We start from the raw sequence: 18547 nt of genomic DNA, 5'->3' as shown, positions 1-18547 counted from the left end.
GGCTCTGACCCAGCCGCCCGGCAATTGCAGGTATAATAAACGTTTATCTGCCTTGCGGCGTACCTCACACGTCACTCTACGCATCCGCTACATGACCCACTTCTCATATTTCCCTGGCGCGTTAGCGCTTTCTAATTTTCGTTGCGCGCAGCTATTGCAAATGCTGCAAACGATAGATTCTAATATTGTGGATCTGCATGCACGCTACTTGCATTTGGTGCACAGTACTGCGCCGCTCAGTGCCGGCGAGTCAGAGCGGATTGAAGCGCTACTGCATTATGGTGAGTTAGGATCCGATAAAGGTCCTAAAAAAGGCGAGACTTTCTTAGTCATACCGCGTTTTGGTACGATTTCACCGTGGGCCAGTAAAGCGACTGAAATTGCGCATCATTGCGGTTTGCAAACTGTCCGCCGGATTGAGCGGGCTATCGAATATACGGTGATTTTTAAAACCGGTAGCGTCTGGTTTGGCAGTAATAAGGCTGTCACGGAAGAATCCCGCGCCGCAATTGCCGAGGTTTTGCATGATCGAATGACTCAAACGGTACTGGCAAGCCGCGCTGAAGCACAACGCTTATTCGATGAATTACCTGCCCAACCCTTGCAAAGCGTTGAGCTGAGTCTCGGCCGGCGAGCCCTGGAAGCGGCGAATCTTACGCTTGGTCTGGCCTTGGCTGAGGATGAAATCGATTATTTGATGGCGGCTTTTAAACAACTGGGCCGTAATCCGACCGATGTTGAATTAATGATGTTTGCGCAAGCAAATAGCGAGCACTGCCGCCATAAGATTTTTAATGCGCGTTGGACGATTGATGGTGAGCAGCAGGATCATTCTTTATTTGAGATGATCAAAAATACGCATGCATTACACCCGCAGCGCACGATTGTTGCCTATTCAGATAATGCGGCAGTGATGCAAGGGGCGCAGGCGCAACGTTGGTTTGCGCAAGGAGCGGACCATCAGTATCAGTCCAGTGAAGGGTTGATGCATACTTTGATGAAAGTCGAAACGCATAATCACCCTACCGCGATTTCTCCATTTCAAGGCGCCGCCACGGGTGCTGGTGGTGAAATTCGAGACGAAGGGGCTACCGGTCGCGGAGCTAAACCCAAAGCTGGGTTGGCGGGGTTCTCGGTATCACATCTCCATTTGCCTGGCGCGGTAGCCAATTGGGAGAATGCCTGCGATGTGACGCAACCGGTGCATACGAGGCCGGGCGCGGCGGCACCAACACCTTATGGCCGCCCAGTGCAAATTGCTTCTCCGTTACAAATTATGATCGATGGCCCGCTCGGTGCGGCAGCGTTCAATAATGAATTTGGTCGGCCCAATTTAGGCGGCTATTTCCGCGTTTATGAACAAAACGTGGGGCAAGTAATGCGCGGTTATCATAAGCCGATTATGATTGCCGGCGGCATGGGCAGCATTGCGGATGAACTGACGCATAAAATTGATTTTCCGGCAGGTACCTTGCTGGTGCAAATCGGTGGGCCAGGGATGCGGATTGGCATGGGCGGCGGAGCAGCGAGTTCAATGGCGACCGGCACGAATACCGCTGAGCTTGATTTTGATTCGGTGCAGCGCGGCAATCCTGAGATGCAACGCCGAGCGCAAGAAGTGATTAACGCTTGCTGGCAGTTAGGCGCGGAGAATCCGATTCTTAGTATTCATGATGTGGGGGCGGGTGGTTTATCCAATGCTTTGCCCGAATTAGTCGCTGGCGCAAACCAAGGCGCGTGTTTTGCGCTGAACGCTATACCGCTAGAGGAAAGCGGTCTCTCGCCTCGTGAGATCTGGAGCAATGAAGCGCAAGAGCGTTATGTTTTGGCGCTTGCGCCGACTGAGCTGAAAGCCTTTGAGGCAATCTGCTTACGCGAGCGCTGTCCGTTTGCGGTGGTGGGTAGCGCCACCGATCAGCAGCATTTGCAACTGATTGATACGCAGCCACTAACCCAGACAGCTGCGCCGATCGACTTGCCAATGGATATTTTGTTTGGCAAAGCGCCGCAGATGAAACGTCAGGTTAAGCGTACTCAGCCAGACTTGGCGCCGCTCGAATTGACTGGGCTGGAGTTAGCGGAAATCGCTTTGGCGGTGCTTAAGCATCCGAGCGTAGCGAGTAAATCATTTTTAATTACGATTGGCGATCGTACCGTAGGTGGTTTATCGGTGCGTGACCAGATGGTCGGCCCCTGGCAAGTGCCAGTCGCGGACTGCGCGATTACGGCCTTGGATTATGCGGGCTATCAAGGTGAGGCAATGACGATGGCGGAGCGCGCGCCGCTCGCGGTTATCAATGCGCCGGCTTCAGGTCGTATGGCGCTCGGCGAAGCCATTACTAACCTTGCGGCAGCCCCGATTGCAGATTTAACGGAAGTCAAATTATCCGCTAACTGGATGGCCGCCTGCGGTAGCCCGGGCGAGGATGCGGCCCTCTATGACACGGTGCGCGCGATTGGACTTGAATTGTGCCCAGCACTGGGGATAAGCATCCCAGTGGGCAAAGATTCATTATCGATGCGTACCCAGTGGCAAGACGACGGGGCGCATAAAGAAGTGACATCCCCGGTTTCATTGATTATTTCTGCCTTTGCGCCGGTGACTGATATCCGCAATCACTTGACCCCTCAATTGCGTACTGCAGAAGAGGGCGAAACTTTATTAATTGCGATTGATTTAGGACGGGCGCAGCATCGTCTAGGCGGCAGTATCTTGGCACAGGTTACGCAGCAAGTTGGCGACACCGCGCCGGACCTAGATGATCCGCAAGCTTTGCAGAGTTTCTTTGCGGCGATTCAGCTACTGAATGCACAGCGTAAATTGCTGGCGTATCATGACCGTTCGGATGGGGGATTTTTTACGACGGTGTGCGAAATGGCTTTTGCGGGTCATCTGGGGGTTTCACTGAATATCGATATGCTGACCCTAGAGGCTGGGCACGAGTCCGACTACGGCGACGCCAAAGATTGGGCGCGACAAATTGTCGGTCGGCGTGAAGAGCTCACCTTGCGCGCGCTATTTACTGAAGAACTCGGTGCGGTGATACAAGTCGGGGCAGCAGAGCGCGATGCGGTTTTTGCGGTCTTGCGCGAGCATGGGCTAGCAGCGTGTAGCCATGTGATTGGCAAACCTAATCAAGCCGATACGATTGAGATCTGGCGTGATACCAAAAAGATCTTCAGCGCGTCACGGGTTGAATTGCAGCGCGCCTGGAGCGAACCGAGCTGGCGCATTGCGCGTTTGCGCGATAATCCAGAGTGCGCAGATAGTGAATACGAGACATTGCTGAGCGCGGATGATCCTGGTTTATCCGCGCAACTCAATTTTAATCCTGCGGAGGATATTGCTGCGCCGTTTATCGCCACGGGTGTGCGGCCCCGTGTCGCGATTTTGCGGGAGCAGGGCGTCAATTCGCATCTTGAGATGGCCTATGCCTTTGATCGTGCTGGTTTTGCTGCGTATGATGTGCATATGAGTGATTTGCTGGCAGGTCGGGCGTCACTGGCGGACTTCACTGGGTTGGTTGCGTGTGGGGGATTTTCTTATGGCGATGTTTTAGGGGCGGGCGAGGGCTGGGCCAAAACCATCCAATTTAATACCCTGCTCGCCGCCATGTTTGCTGAGTTCTTTACGCGTGGCGATACCTTTGCGCTTGGCGTATGCAATGGCTGCCAAATGCTAAGCGCCCTTGCGCCGATGATTCCGGGTGCGCAAGCCTGGCCTAAATTCACGCGGAATAAATCAGAACAGTTTGAAGCGCGGCTCTCGTTGGTTGAGGTGCAAGCTTCGCCCTCCTTGTTTTTTGATGGGATGGCCGGCTCGCGTCTGCCCGTTGCTGTCGCGCATGGCGAAGGCTATGCTGATTTTTCGCAGCAAGGTAGCTTGGCTGAGGTTAACCCACATTTGACCGCATTGCGTTATATTGATCACGCAGGGACTGCCACCGAGCGCTATCCGTTTAATCCGAATGGCTCACCAGCCGGTATCACGGGCGTGACCACACCTGATGGCCGGTTTAGCGTACTTATGCCGCATCCTGAGCGAGTGTTTCGCACGGTGCAAATGAGCTGGCATCCTGAGCAGTGGGGGGAAGACAGCCCATGGCTTAGAATCTTCCGTAATGCGCGGCGCTGGCTGGGGTAAAGTGAGCTTATGCAACTTAAGGTAGCAAGAGTAGCACTATGAACCCTAAAGATACGCCTAAAAAATCTGCTAAAGAATGGCGCCAACAGCTTTCTGATGTAGCCTATAAAGTGACTCGGCAAGCTGCCACCGAGCCGGCTTTTAGCGGTGCTTACTGGGATCATTGGCAAACTGGCGTGTATCAATGTGTTTGTTGCGGCACGCCACTTTTTGCGTCGGCGGCTAAATTTGATGCGGCCTGTGGCTGGCCAAGTTTTGATCGGCCGGTGGCCAGTGAGAAAATTGAAGAAAAGGTTGACCATTCTTACCAAATGACGCGGGTTGAAGTCCGTTGTCAGCAATGCGCAGCTCATCTCGGACATGTATTTACGGATGGTCCGACTCAAACTGGGCTACGCTACTGTATTAACTCAGCTGCGTTAGAATTCGATCCTAAGCCTGAATAGCTTAAGATTTAAACTTTACGTCAATTAATTGACTCTATAGACACACCAATGAAATTTTTATTCGATCTTTTTCCTGTTGCTCTTTTTTTTGTTGCTTTCAAAGTGTGGGGCATCTTTGTTGCAACGGCTGTAACAATTGCAGCAACCCTTGCACAGATCGCTTGGGTGGCCTTCCGTCATCGCAAGGTAGAGCCTGCTTTATGGGTCAGCCTAGGGGTGATTGTTGTGCTTGGCGGCTCGACCCTTTTGTTGCGCGATGAAATGTTTATCAAATGGAAACCCACCGTCCTGTACTGGGTATTTGCGTTAACCTTGATCATTTCAAGATTTGCTTTTAATAAAAACCTAATGCAAGCGATGCTGGGTAAAAAAATTGTCATGCCGCAGCGCGCTTGGAGTGCTTTGAATTCGGCTTGGGCGGGCTTTTTTGTGGTCTTAGGCTGCTTAAATTTGGTCATTGCGTATCAGTTTTCAACCGATACTTGGGTCAACTTCAAGCTGTTCGGTGGTACTGCTTTGATGTTTATTTTTATCATCATCCAAAGTATTTGGTTAACCCGATATTTAAAGAGTGAGTAATTTATGTCTGTTTGGTCTAATAATCCGCTGGCAGTGATTGAAACGCGGCTGCGTGATGCGCTGGCGCCGCTCTATTTAACTGTAGACGATGACGGTGCGCAGCATGTAGGTCATGCCGGCGCTAAATCTGGCGGGCATTTTAGCGTAACCGTGGTGGCCACGAGCTTTGCTGGCAAAACTCGGGTAGCGCGTCATCGCTTAATTTATGATGCGCTTGACGATGCCATGCAAGGCGCGATTCACGCACTTGCCATTGCTGCCTATACGCCAGAAGAATTTGATGCGCTATCTAGCAAAACTCAGGCGATTTCGTAGTAGAATTGCAGCCTTTGTTGTATTGACAATCAAAAAGGGCCTCTAGCTCATGCATGGTTAGAGCAGCGGACTTAATCGGCGGTCGGCCTAAAGCGTCAACGTATGGTGGCGCCATGGCAAACTGCCAAATGGGTTGCTTCGGAGTAATTTAAGTTAAGATTGCTTCCTAGTAGAACTGCTCAAAATCGGGGAAGCCTCTGGCTACTGCCGTGGTAATCCCGAGCGAAGCCCTGTTAAAGTAAGTTTTTTGACAGGGAACGTGTAGAGACTGTACGGGCAGGTCGTAAAGACAAGAGACAGTCCAGACCCCAAACTCGAAAGAGGCGGTGAAAACCGTAGTGGGTAAGCATAATCCGTTGGTGCCGGGTTCGACTCCCGGGGGGCCCACCAAATAACCAAAAGAGTAGTGATTAATTCCCCCTTAAAATAAAAAAAGCCTTGTCAAATAAGGGTTAACGGGGGATTTATCCCCTCAAACTCCAAGCAAAAACAACGCGACCGATCCTAGGTGCACAGATGTCTTTGTAGGTATCTGGAGAGGGAGGTACTTAGTCGCCCCTGAATAATTCGTAAGCCCTTATGTGCTAAGACTTTTTAAGCGAAATGTAGTGGCATAAATTGCAAGAAAATGGCATATTGAGAAAATAAAGCCTGCAAATTTTGATGAGAAAAGAATGAGACCGAAGGCGCAAGTGATTGAAGCAGATATGTTCAGACAACCGTTAAGAGAGCAGATCAATCTGAAACATGAGTTGGTAGGTTTAGGAGATTTGATCAATTGGGAGAAATTAAGCGAATCGATGAGTGAGAGTTTTACCTCATCGAGAGGTCGCCCAGCCAAGTCCCCTCGCCTGATAGCGGGGTTATTGTATTTGCAATATGCGTTCAACTTGTCTGATGAAGAAGTCGTTGGGTCGTGGCTAGAAAACCCATATTGGCAAGTATTCACGGGAGAGGAGTATTTACAAACAGAAGCGCCCATAGATGCATCAAGCCTAACGCGTTGGCGGAAACGTCTTGGCGAGGCGGGAGTCGAAGAGTTATTAGCCGAGACGATCGAAGCGGCGAAACGGAGTGATGTGATCAAAGCATCGAGCGTGAAACGAGTGATCGTAGACACCACCGTGATGGAGAAGGCGATAGCCCATCCGACCGATTCCAGATTGCTCGAGCGTTGTCGAGAGCATTTGGTGAAAGCGGCAGCCCAACATGGTTTGCAGTTGCGACAAAATTACAACCGAGTGGCGCCCCGTTTGTCACTCCAAGTCAGCCGTTATGCGCATGCGAAGCAATACAAACGGATGAACAAAGCGTTAGGCACACTGCGTTCTCGAGTGGGACGAGTGATGCGCGATGTTGAGAGACAAATCGAGTCGGTGGCGGAGAAAAGCCATGATGCCTTGCGAGAGTTGATAGCCCGTACGAAAAGAATCATTTCGCAAAGCCCCAAGGATAAAAACAAACTTTATGCCCTGCATGCACCGGAAGTGGAGTGTATAGCCAAGGGCAAGGCACGTAAGCCCTACGAGTTCGGTGTCAAAGTATCGATTACGACAACTCACCAGGAAGGACTTGTGTTGGGTGCGCGCTCGATGCCGGGAAACCCTTACGACGGTCACACGCTGGCTGAAGCACTAGAACAAGCCGCAATTCTGAGTGATGTGACGCCCGAAGTTGCGATCGTAGATCGCGGTTACAAAGGGGTTGAGGTCGATGGCGTAAAAATCTATCACTCAGGTATGCGCCGGGGTATCACACGTACGCTAAGTGCTATCATCAAACGACGCAGTGCCATTGAACCTATCATCGGTCATATGAAGACGGATGGGAAACTTGGTCGGAATTGGCTCAAAGGGGCATTAGGCGATGCCATACACGCTGTGCTCTGTGGCGCTGGGCATAACTTACGGATGATCCTCAGAAAGCTTCGGCTTTTTTACGTTTTACTTTTATCCGATTTCTTCCGCCCTACGTTTGCTGTTGGTTTCAGGTTTTGGTTCTAATTAGTTCACAAAACGATTTATTCAGCGACGACTACTTAAGATGCCTACAAATACGCTCTGATTCTAAATACAAAGTAGTAAAGCATTCAAAATAATGGTGCATCTCTTCAGCTTACGCTATTGATGTGCTCTGGCAATCCAGCTAATATTGGGTCACTAGATAGTTGTCCCTGAAAAAGTCCAGTCTGCTCGAGATACAAGACCTGTACACGCGACGCGTTGGCGCGGCGATATCTGGGTTACTTTTAGTTTCAGGCAATTCGTGTGTGCGTGTTGTGATTGGGCAATAGAGTATTAAAAAGTAATATACGTGCTTTCCTTAGTGGGAAAATCAGAGTTTTTTGGTGAAGCCATGAATATGAGTTGAAATGGTTTTTTATCTTAACCATCAAAAGGAAAAATAATGGAAGGTATTAATACAGGTTATTCTAGTTATGTTTATCGTCCGGCTCGTAGCGTTCTTATTGTTGACGGTGAAGAAGGGGTATTCTGTAATGCACGTGGTTTGGATACAGTCTCGACCGAGAGGATTGAACCGCGAGCGGGAGTGAGTAATCTATTTAGTATCGTCTCACAAATACCAATCACTGTTACTTTAAAAGATGGTGTAGTTAGAGAGCGAGGGTTAATTCATAATTGGATTACTTCAAATCCGAAGCAGACAAAAAATGTTTTTATTAAAATGGCGAATCAGGAAGGTACTGTAGTACAGCCGACAAGCTGGACGCTTCACAATGCTATACCGCTTAAATTCTCTGAAACTAACTTTGATGCAAGTAGCGATAAAGTTATCGTTATTAGATCCTTGAAGTTACAAGTGGACAGTTATACAGTGGGCAAAATCGCCTAATAGCAGAATTATATACATCTTAATAGTAATAGGGGGTGCCTATATCCAAGTATAAACGGCTGGGTAAATGCGACAAGGGCGAGAGCATGGTTGAAACGTGTCATTACTCTTTGGCGTATTAACCGCGCCGGAATGGTTGGACGATAGGATCGAGAGATTCACGTCTGGTTGCGTGAGAGCTTGAGGGTGAGATTCCTTCGGGCTACTCGACTACTCGAGAAATTCTAAAACGTCTACAAGTAAAAAAATATAACGTTATCTTAAATTAAAAATGAGTCCTACTTATAGGTTATAAGCGCTTTAGCGGCACTGGCGATTGTAATTTTGTCCCTTCCAGGCAGGGCGCTACAAATAGCGTGCCATGATAAATACCCATGAGGGTGCGCCCTGTAACAATCAGCCAGAAGCCAAGCAACATGCAGACGAAAATAGTCCCCAGTAGGGCAAACAACTCGACCCCCGTGATCCGCGCCAATGTTAAGGTTGCTAACGCATAGACACCGATTGGAAACGTAAACGCCCACCATCCCATATTAAAAGGTAATCCTTGCCGCATATAATGCAGGGTGGTCAAAATCGCGAGCACCAACCACCACAAACCATAGCCCCATAAGATACAGGCGCCGATGATGCCAGTACTTTCGGCAAGTTGTCCGACACTAACAAGTTCGGGTGCAACCAGAATACGCGGCGCTTGTTCGCCCAGTTGCAGCAGACCGAGCGCACCTGTGCCGATCGGACCAATTGAAAGCCAGCTTGAGACAGCCATATCGCGGCCGGGCAATTTATGCAGCACCATGCGTAGAAACAAAATGGCGAGTATCCCCAAAGCGGGCAAAACCGAAGTCCCCCACAGCACATAGCTGAAAAATAAAATAGAGCTAGAGGTTGGATTCGCTGGCAAATAGCCCAGCAGCAAACCACCCGATGCAGCGGTTACTTCCGCCGCCACAATCGGCAGTAGCCAAATGGCTGTCATGTTTTGCAAGGTGTGGTTTTGGCGGGTAAACATCAGAAACGGAATTAGCCAGGCACAGAGCAGAGCTAGCGCTGCATCCAGCCACCAAAGGAGGGTAGCAATTTCGACCGCGATGTGCCCCCATCGTTCAGTGCCAAAAACCAAAAAACCGTTAAGGATGGTCGCGAGCCCCATCGGGATCGCGCCAAAAAACATTCCCATCGAGCTATGCTGAAAAATGCGTTTGGCTCCATCAAAGAAAAATATCCAGCGTGCCGCATATAACAGGCTACACACTATAAATAAACCTATATTGATCAACCAAAGCACCTCACCCGCTGCCTTAACCCCAGTGACTGAAAAAGGGAAGCGCGCTAGCGCCAATGCAACAATACCCGTACCCATCGTGGCGGTAAACCAATTAGGCGTAAATTGCCGGACGAGTTCACGCGGATGTGACAAGCGATTCAGAGGGAGCGGAATCATGATCAATGCCTTATTACACGATGGAAGATCAGTATAGTCTCGATGTTATTGATCTATCTATCAATATTTCTTATTTGGTTCGACGTAATACGCGTAAGCGGTAAGAAAAAAGTGTTTAAAACACTTAACGGCAGTTTTTTTAGTTTTAGCGTTGTAGTAAAAATGGGCAGCCTGCGCTGCCCATTTTTCTTAAGCTTATGACCTACTGCTTATAGCGAGTAATACATATCGAATTCAACTGGATGCGTTGTCATTCTGAAACGTGTCAGCTCCGCCATTTTTAATTCAATGTAGGCATCGAGCATGCTATCGGTAAAAACACCGCCGCGAGTTAAGAATTCACGATCTTGATCGAGGTGATGCAGTGCTTCATCTAAACTTGCGCAAACGGTTGGGATTTTCTTATCTTCTTCAGGCGGCAAATCATAAAGATTCTTGTCTGCTGCTTCACCTGGATGAAGTCGGTTTTGTACACCATCTAACCCTGCCATTAAGAGCGCAGAAAACGCCAAATACGGATTAGCCATTGGATCTGGAAAACGCGTTTCAATCCGGCGGCCTTTCGGGCTTGAGACATGCGGAATACGAATTGAAGCAGAGCGGTTACGCGCTGAATAAGCGAGTTTAACGGGTGCTTCAAAACCGGGTACCAAGCGCTTGTACGAATTGGTTGTTGGGTTTGTAATGGCATTCAGCGCCCGCGCATGTTTGATAATGCCGCCAATGTAATACAGCGCAAACTCGGATAGCCCCGCATAACCATGGCCGGCAAACAGGTTTTGACCATCTTTCCAGATCGATTGATGAACATGCATGCCGGAACCATTGTCGCCGACGATGGGTTTAGGCATAAAGGTAGCGGTTTTGCCATAAGTGTGCGCAACATTGTGCACCACATATTTTAGGATCTGAGTCCAATCCGCCCGTTGCACCAAAGTTGAAAACTTTGTGCCGATTTCATTTTGCCCTTCACCTGCCACTTCGTGGTGATGCACTTCAACTGGCACGCCGAGCTGTTCAAGCAATAGGCACATTTCAGAGCGCATATCTTGAAAGGTATCGACTGGTGCTACTGGGAAGTAGCCGCCTTTTACATTGGGGCGGTGACCAGTGTTGCCATGTTCATATTCTTTGCCTGAAGACCACGGTGCTTCTTCTGAATTTACTTTGACAAAGGAGCCTGACATATCAACGCCCCATTGCACGGAATCAAAAATAAAGAATTCGGGTTCCGGTCCAAAATAAGCGGTGTCGCCTAAGCCAGTACTCTTAAGGTAAGCTTGCGCGCGTTTGGCTAGGGAGCGCGGATCGCGTTCATAACCTTTGCCATCTGAGGGCTCAACCACATCACAAGTCAAAACCAGGGTTGGCTCTTCATAGAAAGGGTCAATATACGCTGTGTCGGGATCGGGGATGAGCAACATGTCGGAGGATTCAATCCCTTTCCAACCCGCAATTGAAGAGCCATCGAAGGCCTGGCCGCTTTCGAATTTATCCGCTTCAAACGCCGTTGCCGGTACCGATAGGTGCTGTTCTTTGCCACGCGTATCGGTAAAACGAAAATCGATAAACTTGACGTTTTCTTCACTCACAAGTTGCATTACATCGGCTACGGTTTTACTCATAAACTACTCCTGCTAAATTGCCCAAGTTGAACATTGACTTCTTTCGCTGGCGACCCCATATAGGGTTTTAGCGCGGGAAAGGTAAGGATTTAGGTAAGCTAAACGTATGGCTTGGTTAAAAGATTGCACCATAAGAAAGTAATCTGGATGGGTTTAACGCATCTGATAGGGCGATGCATAGCAACCATGTCCATGAATTTTAGCGAGCCAAACACACAAAATCTGAAGTTGCTTTGATCCAGGAAGGGCCATTTTAGACCCGGTAGAATTGAAATCAGTGAAGGACATTATTATAAACCGTGCCGTAGAAAAAGCAATAACCCTAAGGTTGATAAATGTTTAATTAATTCTCAGGCGTTGCTATAAAATAACATTTTAGTTTTTATCTATACCTACTCTAAATGAGCATACTTGAGCAGCTTTACACCCAGGCCCAAACGCGTTGCCTGGAACACGGATTGCCCTATGCTGGCGCACTGACGCCTACTGAAGCATTTGAAATCTTGAAAATGGATGGCGCAGCTCGCATGATTGATGTACGCACCCGCGCTGAGCTTGACTGGGTAGGGCGGCCCGCCGTTAACGCTAATCAATATAGTCATCTCGAATGGATAAGCTACCCAACGGGTGCGCCCAATATGGCCTTTATTAATCAATTGAGTGAAATGGCAACTTTTGAAACGCCATTGCTTTTGATCTGCCGTAGCGCCGGCCGCTCAAAATTTGCAGCCGCAGCCGCTACCCAAGCTGGGTTCACGCGTGCTTTCGATATACTCGAAGGCTTTGAAGGCGATAAAGATCGTCACGGCCATCGAAATACAATTAATGGTTGGCGCTGGCAAGGGTTGCCGTGGTTGGGTGTTTAGTGAGCTCAGCCATTAAAAAAATCAATTAAGCCAGGTGTGGTCTGGTATTCAGTGATTCGAGGTAAATTGGGGATGAATCTATTCTTGATTTACCATGATTTTTTTCCTAAAGTTACCCAAATAACTTGAAAGAAAAAGGTAAAGCCTAAACAAGGCCTTCTTCAATTCACGGATGAAGAGCCAGTGCCGCCATAAAAAATATAAAATTTTGAGCGTTGTAAGAAGGACCGAGCAACAGCCAAGTCGCAGCGACAAAAAAATGAATGAGTGTTAGTGATCGGATTATGCTTTTTAAACGGGGTGTGAGTTTACGATAGAAAGTGCTCATATATAAAAGACATGTTTTCACAGATTTCGAGTTCAGGGAGTTCTTACATCGCTCCTGTCAGGCAACAGAAAGAGCCTACTTCTTTATTGCCTTTGCCCAAAGACATAATGGAGAAGATTGAAGATTTGATGGATCCAGATACGCGGCTTAGCTACGGTGAGGCGCTGCTAGATTTAACTGAAAATAAGAAAGTGCTCTCTTCTCCTGCATGGAGGTTGAGTCTGCTGTCCTGTTTATTAGAAAGAGTTTCATCAAAGCGTCACGCCATTTTCTTAGCCCAAATACCCGAAGTGAAAAAATTCGTCTTTGACCAATTTCGGGCGCTATGGGAGCAAAAATCCACAGAATTCCATCGGATAGTAGAGATACCGGTTCTATTTAATCTGCTTCATTCGATACAAGATCAAGAGGTACTTAATTTCCTTGCTGAGAAGGTGCAACAAACGACTGATTTGCGGTGGCGGCTTTTAATGTGGATTGAACGCTCAAAAACCGAGGAAGTGCAAACTCAGGCAGCCAATGCGATGACTCTATTAGTGAAAGCTGGCGTGTCATTGAGCGGAAAGAACTTTCAAGGGATTCGAGTGCCAGGAGCAGATTTAAGTTACGGAGTATTTGACTCTACGCTATTCCAGGGAGCGGATTTAAGCCGGGTAAACTTGCGCGGCGCGTGGTTGCGAGAAGCCAATTTTGCGGGTGCAAATTTGGATCAAGCGTGTTTTGGAGAAACGCTCCTCGCTTCAGCCAAAGATAGGGCGTTGCAGCAGGTTAAATCTACATCGCTTCAGCAGGCATTAACAGAACAAACCGATAACTTTATAGCGCGCTCGCAAGATGAAAAGTGGTTTGTTTCGGGTAAGGATGATGCTATTAATTTATGGTCGGTTAATGCAACCCCTTCACCTCAGCTTCATCGTACATTCAAACGCAGCGGCTACTTACGCGGCAACTACTTGCCAATTGCCTTCTCGCCAGATAGTCGGTGGCTGACGTTAAGTCATACCGACTCGGCTATTGAGCTATGGTCTCTAAAAACAGATGCGCCAATCCTTTGTCAGACTCTGCAGGGATGGCCTAGTTACCTTGGTGTATTTTATCTCGCCTTCTCATCTGATGGGAATAGGCTTATCGCTAGCAATCAGAGTGAGATTAAGTTGTGGTTGTTTGAAGACGAACTGTTTAAGCTTCAATATGCGGTTAGCGAAAAAGGTAGCTTAAATAGTGTGTCATTTTCTCCAGATGGCCAATGGTTAGCTTTGAATAAAAAAGACCATCCTGAGATTGAAGTATGGGCACTCAAAATTGACCAGCCTATACTTCAGCATCAATTAAAAGGACATACTGACTCAATAAAGGCTTTGTCATTTTCGCCAAATGGCGATTGGTTACTCTCAAGTGACAGACATATTGTTAAGTTATGGCTGGTAAAAAATACTTCTTTTGTGCCTTGGCAAACATGGCATGTTGATTCTTTTACAAGCTACAGTGTTATGCCTACCTTACGCAGCCAATGGGTAACAGCGTTTTCTAACGGTTTTAATCAGTACATTAGTTATGCTGGTAAAGGCAGCGAACCATGGGCGGTAGAAATTGATGCACGCCTATGTTGGCGCGTTCCGGCTGGGCATGCGAATACTGGTTCGATACAGAATATAGTATTTTCGCGTGATGGGCGTCGTTTGGCTTCTAGCCACCACGACAGAACCATAAATTTGTGGTCGTTGGAAATGGGGGTGCCTACTTTCGAGAAGACGTTGAAAATGAAAGTGCTTAATCAGTTGGAGAAAAGTGGAACATTTTCAAATTTAGCATTTTCCAGAGATAGCCGCTGGCTTGGCGCGGTTGATGGTCATGCGATTAACTTATGGAATTTAAGCGCCTTGGAGGGTGAGTTCTCTTATTATCCCTTGAGAGGGCATGCCAAAGCTGTAGAGGATCTGGCATTTTCTCCAGATGGGCGGTGGCTTGTCTCTGCTAGTGCAGACAAAACTGTTAGGCTATGGTCGCTGCAAACCTATCCGCCTGAGTTTGTTCGCGAGCTGACAAAAATGCCGCATCATTACGGAACAGTCTATAGCGTAGCATTTTCGGAGGATGGAAAGTGGCTCGCCGCGGGTGCGGGTGATTTTGTCTTGAAACTGTGGCCGCTGCCGTTCAACAAAAAGAGTCTATCTGCTCCGCACACCTTTCAAGTAGGTGGATTTAGTCAAGAACGTGACCCCGTTTCGTTTTGGAATTTGGCCTTTTCACCGGATAGTCAACAGCTCGCTATAGGTTGTGACGATAACTGGGTTAGGCATTGGTCATTAAGCGATAATCCGCCCGCAGAAATTTATGATTTCTCGATGCGGCAAGCTGATGGAATAAAAAATGTGGCCTTTTCGCCGGATGGTGAATGGTTGGCTACAAGTGATTGGAATAAATCAGTATGTGTGTGGTCAGCCGCTTCGGGTAAACGCCTGGCAAAAATTGATGGCTTTGTGGGACCGGCAACTTTGACAGCACGCTGGTGGAAAAATGACCAGGATAGCGCTTTTCAGGATAATGTTTTTCTAATAACCGGTGGGCCAGACCAGGCTATTCGTTTTTGGCGAGTTATAAAAACCGATAACCAGGGCTGCCAGGTTTCTTTGCACTGGACTTCACATCAAACCAGGTTAACTGCCACTCGTGCATATATTGAGGGAGCTCGAAATTTAAGCTCCACAGCCCAAAAATTACTAATCGGATATGGTGCTCAAGACCCCTCTGCTTCTATATCAGATGAAGAGCATTCTGTATCAGAAGGAGAGTATCCTGTATTAGAAGGGGCCTATCCTGTGTCAGAAGGGGAGTACCCTGTATCAGAAGGAGACCTTTGGTAATCCCCCCACAAATTGATATGTGTATCAGGTGAATACTAATTTCTAAACTCTAGCATATCGGATGGCATAAACCCTTCACAGTTTATAGAGAAATGACGCGTTGCAAAACAGCGCGCCTTTCTCTCCTTTCAGATGCGGATTACTTATTCTTCCGCTGCATCCATCCCAGCGACCACCGCATTAAAGCCACTGTCTACATGCATGATTTCCGCACTCACCCCCGCGGCTAAATCAGATAATAAGAAAGCGGCAGCATTTCCTACCTGCTCAATCCCGACGTTGCGACGCAAAGGCGCATGAGCTTCAACAAATTCTAAAATTTTGCCAAAACCTTTAATGCCGCTAGCCGCTAAGGTCTTAATCGGGCCCGCGGAAATGCCGTTAACCCGGATCCCCTTCGGACCGAGAGCGGCGGCTAAATAACGTACGCTAGCTTCTAGCGAGGCTTTGGCTAGGCCCATCGTATTATAGTTTGGCACGACCTTTTCAGCGCCCAGGTAAGTCAGAGTGAGCAGCGACGCATCGTCTGATAAAAGCGGCAGCGCAGCTTTGGCGAGTGCGGCAAAACTATAAGCTGAAATATCATGCGCTATTTTGAAATTTTCACGCGTTAAACCTTCCAGAAAATCGCCGGCAATGGCTTCGCGTGGTGCAAAGCCGATTGAGTGGACTAAGCCATCCAAGTGGTCCCAATGCGTTTTTAGCGTGGTGAAGGTTTCCTCAATTTGCGCATCTTCAGCGACATCGCAGGGTAAAACTAATTCACTGCCGAACTCTTTAGCAAAATCAGTGACGCGTTGTTTGAAGCGTTCGCCAACATAAGTAAAGGCGAGTTCAGCGCCTTCACGATGGCAAGCTTGCGCAATGCCGTAAGCAATTGAGCGGTTGGATAAAAGTCCGGTGAGTAAAATGCGTTTACCAGCGAGAAAGCCCATACATACTCCATAATATTAAGAAAAGTCTCTCACTCACTTCTCTCATGATTGGAGCGAGATTTTGGGTACAATTCTCGCACATTGCAACTAGAATTGCCTATTTTAAAAAACCGAAATATGAAACAGCGCTTTTTCGTTGGGGCGGATGGCAGTGACTGTTGCGCTCGTTTGGCTTATGGCTGGAGCGCGTGTTGGCTGTTCCTGCTCTTTTGTTTAAGCGGGGTGCTGCCAATCCGTGACGCTGATGCCGCCCATGCAGTTGCGCAATATGGGCAACCTAAGTATGCGCCTGGTTTTGCGCATTTCGCTTATGTTAATCCTGACGCTCCTAAGCGGGGTACATTAACCTTGGCGAATCCTAATCGACGGACTAGCTTTGATAAATTTAATCCGTTTACATTGCGCGGCAATGAAGCGCCTGGCATTGGACTATTGTTTGAAACCTTGCTTACCGCTAGTGCGGATGAGGTTGCGAGCGCGTATGGCTTATTGGCTGACGAGATTCAGGTTGCGCCCGATGGCAAATCAGTGGTATTTCATATTCATCCACAAGCGCGTTTTTCAAATGGTGATCCGGTCACTGCGCATGAGGTTAAATATTCATATGAGATGCTGGTGAGCCAGGCGGCTGCGCCTGTGTATCGGGTGATTTACGCAGATATTGCTGGGGTAACCATTCTTGATCGGCTGACGCTACGATTTGATTTTAAGCGGAGCGCGCCTGAGCTGCCCTTGCTCGCGGGAGGGTTGCCGGTATTTTCTCCTAAGTGGGTAGAGCGCAAGGACAAAAATGCGGTTCCGAGCCAGGCCCTCCAGTCGGAAGGGCTGCTGCGTAAAGGTGCTCAGCAAACGATGCCATTTGACCAACTTACGTTTGAGATGCCGGTGAGTAGCGGCCCCTATTTAATTGAGCATTATGACAACGGCCGCTCAATCACATATCGTCGTAATCCGGCTTATTGGGGCGCAGATTTACCTGTGCGGCGTGGGATGTATAACTTTGAGCGGATTGTATATAAGCTGTATGGCGATGATACCGCCCGCTTAGAAGCCTTTAAAGCGGGCGAGTTTGATGCGCTGGTTGAATACCGCGCTCGCCATTGGGTACGGAGTTATGTAGGTAAACGCTTTAAGCGCGGTGAATTGATCAAAGGTGAATTTAAACAGCATAATGGCGCGTCGATGCAGGGCTTTTTCATCAATACCCGCCGCCCATTTTTTGCGGATAAGCGGGTGCGCGAAGCGCTAGGGCTGGCATTTGATTTTGAATGGGCGAACCGTCAGCTTTTTTACCAACAATATGAGCGCATCAATAGCTATTTTGCAAACAGTGAATTGGCGGCGCCTAAATTACCCGATGACGCTGAGCTCAAGTTGTTAAATCCTTTAAAAGCTCAGCTTGATGCTTCGGTCTGGGGGCCATTGCCACAGCCGCCCGTGACCACTGCGCCGGATTCATTGCGCAGCAATTTACGGCGCGCGCGTGAGTTGCTCGCGCAAGCAGGATGGATCTATCGGGATGGCGCGTTGCGTAATGCGCAAGGCGAGCCATTGCGCTTTGAAATTTTGGACGATAGCGGTGGCAATATCGCTCAAATTTCATCCGCCTATGCGCGCAATCTTGAAAAATTAGGAATTGAAGTCAAGTTTCGTACGCTCGATTTTGCGCTTTATCAAAAACGCCTGGAAAATTTTGACTTTGATCTCACCACGCTAGTCTTGCCGGCGGGGCAAAGCCCTGGCGTCGAAACGCTGGAGCACTTTGGCAGTCAGGCGGCCAAGACCATCGGTTCGAGTAATGTCAGTGGCATTCAAATCGCGGCGGTGGATAGCTTATTAAACGCACTGCTTGCAGCCCGCACGCGCGATGAATTAAAAACCGCCACTCATGCGCTGGATCGCGTATTGCTGCATGGCTATTATGTGGTGCCACATTGGTATACATCAAAGCATCGCATTGCTTACCGCGAGACGCTGGCGCATCCGGCGGTGTTGCCGTTGTATTATTCAGCCGAAGATTGGATTGTGAGTCAATGGTGGGAGCAAAACCCCGCTGTTTGGCGCGTAGACCAGCCACGGCAGACAAAGTCGAGCAAGGTTGCCGGACAAGCGCTTCCTAGTTTTTCGTCTTTAGCGGTTGAGCATTAA

12 protein-coding genes are annotated in these 18547 nt (G+C 48.5%); 9 read left to right on the top strand and 3 right to left on the bottom strand.

The features are described from left to right. Positions 1-91 precede the first annotated feature (91 nt). The 6 genes from purL (at position 92) to MCB1EB_RS06390 (ending at position 8337) form a co-directional block, all read left to right on the top strand. A complete protein-coding gene (gene purL, locus MCB1EB_RS06410; RefSeq protein WP_045362020.1) occupies positions 92-4144 on the top strand; it encodes a phosphoribosylformylglycinamidine synthase in 4053 nt (1350 codons plus the stop codon). Positions 4145-4182: 38 nt separating this feature from the next. Next, a complete protein-coding gene (msrB, locus tag MCB1EB_RS06405; RefSeq protein ID WP_045362021.1) occupies positions 4183-4590 on the top strand; it encodes a peptide-methionine (R)-S-oxide reductase MsrB in 408 nt (135 codons plus the stop codon). Positions 4591-4638: 48 nt separating this feature from the next. Then, complete coding sequence (locus MCB1EB_RS12195) at positions 4639-5169, top strand: septation protein A (RefSeq protein ID WP_045362024.1); 531 nt, start codon at positions 4639-4641, stop codon at positions 5167-5169. A gap of 3 nt (positions 5170-5172) precedes the next feature. Next, positions 5173-5484, top strand: coding sequence for a BolA family protein (locus MCB1EB_RS12190; RefSeq protein ID WP_045362026.1), 312 nt, complete (start codon positions 5173-5175; stop codon positions 5482-5484). Between the two features lie 674 nt (positions 5485-6158). Next, positions 6159-7487, top strand: coding sequence for an IS5 family transposase (locus MCB1EB_RS06395; protein WP_126353842.1), 1329 nt, complete (start codon positions 6159-6161; stop codon positions 7485-7487). Positions 7488-7890: 403 nt separating this feature from the next. Continuing rightward, positions 7891-8337 carry a phage tail protein gene (locus tag MCB1EB_RS06390; protein WP_045362029.1) on the top strand — a complete coding sequence of 149 codons (447 nt, stop codon included), beginning with the start codon at positions 7891-7893 and terminating at the stop codon, positions 8335-8337. A gap of 289 nt (positions 8338-8626) precedes the next feature. Here MCB1EB_RS06390 and MCB1EB_RS06385 read toward each other — a convergent pair whose 3' ends face one another. Both MCB1EB_RS06385 and glnA read right to left on the bottom strand, forming a co-directional pair. Further along, positions 8627-9781: a TDT family transporter gene (locus MCB1EB_RS06385; protein ID WP_045362032.1), complete on the bottom strand. Its 1155-nt coding sequence runs from the start codon at positions 9779-9781 to the stop codon at positions 8627-8629. A 209-nt stretch (positions 9782-9990) separates the two neighbouring features. After that, a complete protein-coding gene (glnA, locus tag MCB1EB_RS06380; RefSeq protein ID WP_026921862.1) occupies positions 9991-11406 on the bottom strand; it encodes a type I glutamate--ammonia ligase in 1416 nt (471 codons plus the stop codon). Positions 11407-11807: 401 nt separating this feature from the next. Here glnA and MCB1EB_RS06375 point away from each other — a divergent pair, with 401 nt between their 5' ends. Then, entirely contained in the window at positions 11808-12272 is a 465-nt protein-coding gene (locus MCB1EB_RS06375) for a rhodanese-like domain-containing protein (RefSeq protein WP_045362035.1), read from the top strand. 339 nt (positions 12273-12611) lie between these two features. Beyond that, a complete protein-coding gene (locus MCB1EB_RS06370; protein ID WP_081953443.1) occupies positions 12612-15464 on the top strand; it encodes a WD40 repeat domain-containing protein in 2853 nt (950 codons plus the stop codon). Positions 15465-15607: 143 nt separating this feature from the next. Here MCB1EB_RS06370 and fabI read toward each other — a convergent pair whose 3' ends face one another. Next, positions 15608-16399 carry an enoyl-ACP reductase FabI gene (gene fabI, locus MCB1EB_RS06365; protein WP_026921859.1) on the bottom strand — a complete coding sequence of 264 codons (792 nt, stop codon included), beginning with the start codon at positions 16397-16399 and terminating at the stop codon, positions 15608-15610. Between the two features lie 117 nt (positions 16400-16516). Between fabI and MCB1EB_RS06360 the strand changes: the two genes are divergently transcribed. Beyond that, positions 16517-18547 carry an extracellular solute-binding protein gene (locus MCB1EB_RS06360; RefSeq protein ID WP_081953444.1) on the top strand — a complete coding sequence of 677 codons (2031 nt, stop codon included), beginning with the start codon at positions 16517-16519 and terminating at the stop codon, positions 18545-18547.

This window comes from Mycoavidus cysteinexigens (assembly GCF_003966915.1).
Taxonomy (GTDB): Bacteria; Pseudomonadota; Gammaproteobacteria; order Burkholderiales; family Burkholderiaceae; genus Mycoavidus; species Mycoavidus cysteinexigens.
This window is presented reverse-complemented; position numbering and strand designations above follow the sequence as displayed.